Annotated in this window: 6 protein-coding genes and 1 pseudogene; 6 read left to right on the top strand and 1 reads right to left on the bottom strand. The window is 64.0% G+C overall.

Features of this window, described 5'->3' with window-relative positions; genetic code table 11:
* Positions 1 to 192: 192 nt before the first annotated feature.
* The 6 genes from EN914_RS22885 (at position 193) to EN914_RS22860 (ending at position 5,003) form a co-directional block, all read left to right on the top strand.
* Positions 193 to 693 (top strand): Lrp/AsnC family transcriptional regulator, encoded by a 501-nt coding sequence (locus tag EN914_RS22885; RefSeq protein ID WP_024501775.1) that lies wholly within the window; start codon positions 193 to 195, stop codon positions 691 to 693.
* Positions 690 to 1,853 (top strand): saccharopine dehydrogenase family protein, encoded by a 1,164-nt coding sequence (locus EN914_RS22880; protein ID WP_024501776.1) that lies wholly within the window; start codon positions 690 to 692, stop codon positions 1,851 to 1,853. Before EN914_RS22885 ends, EN914_RS22880 begins: the two co-directional genes overlap by 4 nt.
* A gap of 110 nt (positions 1,854 to 1,963) precedes the next feature.
* Positions 1,964 to 2,770: an ABC transporter substrate-binding protein gene (locus EN914_RS22875; protein WP_127389275.1), complete on the top strand. Its 807-nt coding sequence runs from the start codon at positions 1,964 to 1,966 to the stop codon at positions 2,768 to 2,770.
* Positions 2,771 to 2,875: 105 nt separating this feature from the next.
* Positions 2,876 to 3,547, top strand: coding sequence for an amino acid ABC transporter permease (locus tag EN914_RS22870; RefSeq protein WP_013530557.1), 672 nt, complete (start codon positions 2,876 to 2,878; stop codon positions 3,545 to 3,547).
* On the top strand, positions 3,544 to 4,218 hold the full coding sequence (locus EN914_RS22865) for an amino acid ABC transporter permease (RefSeq protein WP_024501777.1): 675 nt from the start codon (positions 3,544 to 3,546) through the stop codon (positions 4,216 to 4,218). The genes EN914_RS22870 and EN914_RS22865 overlap by 4 nt, the downstream gene beginning before the upstream one ends.
* A 56-nt stretch (positions 4,219 to 4,274) precedes the next feature.
* Positions 4,275 to 5,003 (top strand): amino acid ABC transporter ATP-binding protein, encoded by a 729-nt coding sequence (locus tag EN914_RS22860; protein ID WP_024501778.1) that lies wholly within the window; start codon positions 4,275 to 4,277, stop codon positions 5,001 to 5,003.
* Between the two features lie 10 nt (positions 5,004 to 5,013).
* Here the strand turns inward: EN914_RS22860 and EN914_RS22855 are convergent.
* Positions 5,014 to 5,386, bottom strand: a pseudogene (locus EN914_RS22855) (MFS transporter); the annotation flags it as partial.

Raw genomic sequence — 5,386 nt, 5'->3', positions numbered from 1 at the left:
CCCCCGCCGCTTCGACGATTTGACGCCGCAGACAAAATTGCTGGCGGCAGCGCTGGCGTGAGCCGGACAGCGAGCACCTATCCCCATCAGCGCTGAATCATTGCCTTGCTTTTCAAATATTCGTGACGTAGCTTGTTTGCACATTGGCAAAAAAATCGCCAAACTTTTTTCCTTTTGTGAAAGACGGGGACTTTGCGGGAACATCTCGATCTGACCGATCGGCGGCTGGTCAAACAGCTGTCGCAGGACGCCCAGCCGGGCATCAACCGGATCGCCGAGATATTGGCGATTTCGGTGCCGACGGTGCGCTCGCGGCTGCGCAACCTGCTCGACCGCAACCTGCTCAAGATCGTCGGGCTGCTGAACCTGACCGAGCGCCCCGAGCTGATCTCCGCCATTGTCGGCATCAATGCCCAAGGGCGCGGCCGGGCCCGCGAACTGGCGCAGCGCATTGCCGAACTGCCCTTCGTCAACTCGGCCTCGGTGGTCACCGGGCGCTTCGATATCATCGTCGACGTGACGGTGGCCGGTGACGTCGCCGATCTCTACCGCGTCACCAGCGAGCTGATCCCCGGCGCCGGCGAGCCAGGCGAAGTCGTGCGCAGCGAGACATTCGTCGTCATGGCGTCCTGCAACAAATGGGTCAGCCTGCCGGAAGGCTGCTGGTCGGACGACCGCAAGGAGCCGGCATGAAGATCGCGGTTCTCGGCGGCCTCGGCTTGCAAGGTCGGGCGGCAATCACCGACCTCGTCGCCAGCGACGGCGTCGAGGAAATCGTCTGCGTCGATACCGCAGCGGACGGCCCGGCCCGGCTTGCCGGCCTGACCGATCTTGCCCGCGTGCGCTTCGTGGTGCCTGAGGGCGCGATCGGCCAGGCCCTGGCCACTGTGCTTGATGATGTCGACGCCGTCATCGACCTGTTGCCGCAGCCGCTGATGCGCGAGGCGGTAACGGCCGCGATTGCCACGCGCACGCCGCTGGTCACCACCAATTACGCCAAGTCGATCGCCGACCTGGCGCCGGCCGCCGAACAGGCCGGTGTCTCGATCATGACCGAATGCGGGCTCGACCCCGGCATCGACCTCGTGCTCTACGCGCGCGCCGCCAGGCAGTTCGACTCGATTTCTTCGATCGATTCCTATTGCGGCGGCATCCCCGAGCCGAAGGCGATGGCCAAGCCGCTGTGCTACAAGGTGAGCTGGAATTTCGACATGGTCCTGGTCAGCCAGAACCGCGACAGCGTGATGATCGAGGACGGGAACCGTGTCGCAGTGCCTGCCGGCCAGCAGCACGACAATCCGTTCATCCATGAAATCGAGGTTGCCGGCCTCGGCAGGCTCGAAGCCTTCCCCAATGGCGACGCGCTGCACTATGTCGAGATGCTGGACGCCGCAAAAGGGCTGCGCCGCTCCGGCCGCTACACACTGCGCTGGCCGGGATGGTCGGCCTTCTGGGCGCCGTTGAAGGAACTCGGTTTCCTCTCTGAGGACAAGGTGCCCGGCACCTCCAACAGCCCGCGCGAATTCCTTGGCCGGCTGCTCGGCCCGCAATTGCAATACGGCCCCGGCGAAAAGGATCTTTGCGTGATGCGCAATGTCTTTTCCGGCCTCGAAGGCGGCCGCGCCAAGACGGTGACGTCGGACCTGATCATCGAACGCGATCTCGTTTCCGGCCTGTTCGGCATGAGCCTCGGCGTCGGCTATCCCGCCAGCATCGTGGCGCAGATGCTGGCGAGGGGCGAGATCACCAGACCCGGCTTTTTGAACCCGCTGCTGGATGTGCCCGACATCAGGTTCTTCGATGAATTGGCCAGGCGTGGCATCACGGTTTCCGAGACGGTGGCACGGGACTGAGGCGAAAGATTTTCGAACGGTGGCTGCCGCCGGCAACGGCGCTGCCGCTCAAAAAGGAGCCCAAGGAGAACCGCGGGCACACATTAACGACAACAGGGAGGAATACCGAAATGAAGATTGCCAGACTTTTCATCGCCGGAAGACTTTTCATCGCCGGGCTTGCGCTCGCCGGGCTCACCGCTGCGGCCAGTGCGGGTACGCTCGACGACATCACCAAGCGCAGCGAATTGCGCGTCGCCGTGCAGACCCAGGGACCGCCCTTCTCGCTGGTCGGCGCCAATGGCGAACGCACCGGCAGTTCGGTCGAACTGGCCGAACTGATGGCCAAGGAAATGGGTGTGAAAATCACCTTCCTCGACTTCGACTGGGATGGTTTGATCCCGGCGCTGCTGTCGGGCAAGGCCGACCTGCTGGTCGCCGACATGACACCGACGCTGGCGCGCGGCATGAAGGTCGCGTTCACCACGCCTTACATGTACACGGGCAGCACCGTCTTCACCAAGGCCGACAGCAAGTTCAAGACCACCGAGGACTGCAAGGCCAAGGGCACCAAGATCGCCGTGCTGCTCGGCGCCACCGGCGAGAAGGAAGCCAAGAACGCCTTCCCCGATGCCGACATCAAGAGCTACAAGGGTGGCGGTCCGCTGCTGCTCGACGCCGTCAACAACGGCCAGGCCGATTGCGGCGTCAACGACGTCTCGGCGGTCAAGGGCCAGTCGACCGCCTATCCGGCCGGCACCTTCACCATCATGCCGGACCTTCTGTCGAAGGAGCCGCTTGCCTTCGCCACCCGCTATGATGAGCCGGACCTGTTGATCTGGATGAACCTGTTCCTCAACCAGGTCACTATCGACGGCCGCCTGCAGAAGAACCTCGACTACTGGGTCAATTCCGACGCCTGGAAGAAGGATCACTAAGCAGCGATAAATCCAGGCGGTTTCGCGCGCATCTTAAACGCCGCGAAGCCGCCCGGAATTTCGTTTCATCTGTCGTTGCCTGCGCTCTGGGGATTTCACCCAACGATGCTCGAAAATTTCAGTTTCCGCACCATCGTCGAATACCTGCCGTTGTTCGGACAGGGCCTGGTCACGACCGTTTGGCTGTCGGCGCTGTCCTTTGTCGGCGCGCTCATCGTCGGCATCGTGCTGTGCGCCATGAATCTGCAGCGCGGCTGGCTGTTTCGCGCCCCGGCCAAGGCCTATATCGATGCGGTGCGTGCCACGCCCTTGCTGGCGCAGCTCTATTTTCTTTATTTCGGCCTGCCCCGGCTCGGCTTCGTTCTGCCGGAACTCGTCGTCGGCATCCTCGCGTTGTCGCTGAACAGCGGCGCCTATATCGCTGAAATCATTCGCGCCGGCATCCTGTCGATCCCGCGCGGCCAGGTCGAGGCCAGCGTCGCTTCGGGCATGACCTATGTCCAGCGCATGCGCCTTGTCGTCCTGCCGCAAGCCTTCAAGGTGACGATCCCGCCGCTGCTCGGGCAGGCGATCGTGCTGGTCAAGGATTCCGCCCTTTTGTCGCTGATCTCGGTTTCGGAACTGACGCGCGCCGGTCAATTGCTCGCCTCCGACCGCTTCATGCCGGCGGAAGGTTTCCTCACCATCGCCGCCTTCTATCTGCTGCTCTATTACGGCCTGAAAGGACTGGCTGGGCTCTCCAGCCGCTGGCTCGGCACAGCGGGGGCGCGGACATGATCTGGCAACAACTGCAAAGCCTCGCCGGCTCCTATCCACTGGCCCTGCGCGGCCTCGGCATGACCGTGTTGCTGTCGCTGATCAGCCTGGTGCTCGGCACGCTGCTCGGCTTCGCCCTCGGCATCCTGCGGACCGGCGGCAACCGTCTGATCTCGGGCTTGATCGGCGCCTGGGTCGACCTGATCCGCGGCACGCCGTTCCTGGTGCAGATCTTCCTGATCTTCTTCATCCTGCCGGAGTTCGGCATCGAGCTCGACGCCTTCACCGCCGGCATCATCGCGCTGACCAATCTGGCTGCCTGCTTCATCTGCGAGATCGTCGTCGCCGGCATCCGCTCGGTACCGACCGGCCAGGTCGAGGCGGCACTGGCGTCCGGCCTGTCGCGCTGGCAGCGCATGCGCCAGTTGGTGCTACCGCAGGCCATGCGCATCGTGCTGCCGCCGCTGGTCGGGCAGTATGTGCTGCTGATCAAGGATTCTTCCGTCGTCTCGGCCATCGGCCTCACCGACCTCACCCGCGTCGGCTGGCTGGTGGTGCAGCGTGTGCCCAACGGCCTGCTGGTGTTCTTCCTCGTCGGCGTCGGCTATTTCATCGTCTGCTATCCGCTGATCATGCTGGCCCGCCGGCTGGAGCAGCGCATGGGCGCGGCGCATGGCGAGGTGCAGTTGTGACTTCCAACCCCAAAGGTCCAGAAAACATGACCAAAACGGGCCTTGCCAAAACCGGCATGATCGACTTTCGCGGCGTCAACAAATGGTTCGGCTCGCTCAACGTGCTCAAGGACATCACGCTCAGCGTCGAACCGCGCGAAGTGGTCGTCGTCTGCGGCCCGAGCGGCTCGGGCAAAAGCACTCTGATCCGCTGCGTCAACGGCCTGGAGGCGATCAAGGACGGCGACCTCGTCGTCGACGGCCAGCGCCTGGGCGACCCCGCCACCAACATGACCCAGCTGCGCACCGAGATCGGCTTCGTCTTCCAGTCGTTCAACCTCTACCCGCATAAGACGGCACTCGAAAACGTCACGCTCGCCCCCATCCATGTCCGCAAGATCCCGCGTGCCGAAGCCGAAAAGGCCGGCCGCGAATTGCTGGCCAAGGTAGGCCTCGCCGACAAGGTCAATGCCTATCCAGCACAGCTCTCCGGCGGCCAGCAGCAGCGCGTGGCGATCGCGCGTTGCCTCGGCATGCGGCCCAAAATCATGCTGTTCGACGAGCCGACCTCGGCGCTCGATCCCGAGATGATTTCCGAAGTGCTCGACGTCATGGTCGCGGTCGCCGAGGAAGGCATGACAATGATGGTGGTGACGCACGAGATGGGCTTTGCCCGCAAGGTCGCCCAGCGCGTGGTGTTCATGGACGCCGGCGCCATCGTCGAAAGCGGCACGCCCGACGAGTTCTTCTCACACCCCAAGACCGACCGCAGCCGCGCTTTCCTGAGCAAGATTCTGCGGCACTAAAGGCGGGCGGTCAGGTCGCCTCTTCCGCGCTGCCGCCAATCGCAAACGCTGCCGGGCCGCCGCGCCGCCTGAGCAGCGCGATGGCGAGGAAGGCGATGACGCCGCTCGCGGCGACGACTACCAGCACCCACAGGGAATTGGCGACCGATGTCCGCGCCATCATGAAGGCGAGCGCGAACGGCGCAAAGGCCGAGGTGAACTGACGGGCAGCGCTCGCCCATCCCAGCCGCGCGCCATAGCCTTCGCGGCCGAAGAGTTCGAGCGGCAAGGTGCCGCCGACGATGCTGGTGAGGCCGGAGCCGAGGCCGAACAGGAACACGAACACGAAGGCGCCGGGCAGCCATGGCGTGGTCAGCAACAGCGCACACAGCCCGGCCGTGAGC

This window comes from Mesorhizobium sp. M7A.F.Ca.CA.001.08.2.1, assembly GCF_003998455.1.
GTDB classification, from domain to species: domain Bacteria; phylum Pseudomonadota; class Alphaproteobacteria; order Rhizobiales; family Rhizobiaceae; genus Mesorhizobium; species Mesorhizobium ciceri.
Note: the sequence above shows the minus strand (reverse complement) of the source record. Positions and strands in the feature narration are given on the sequence as shown.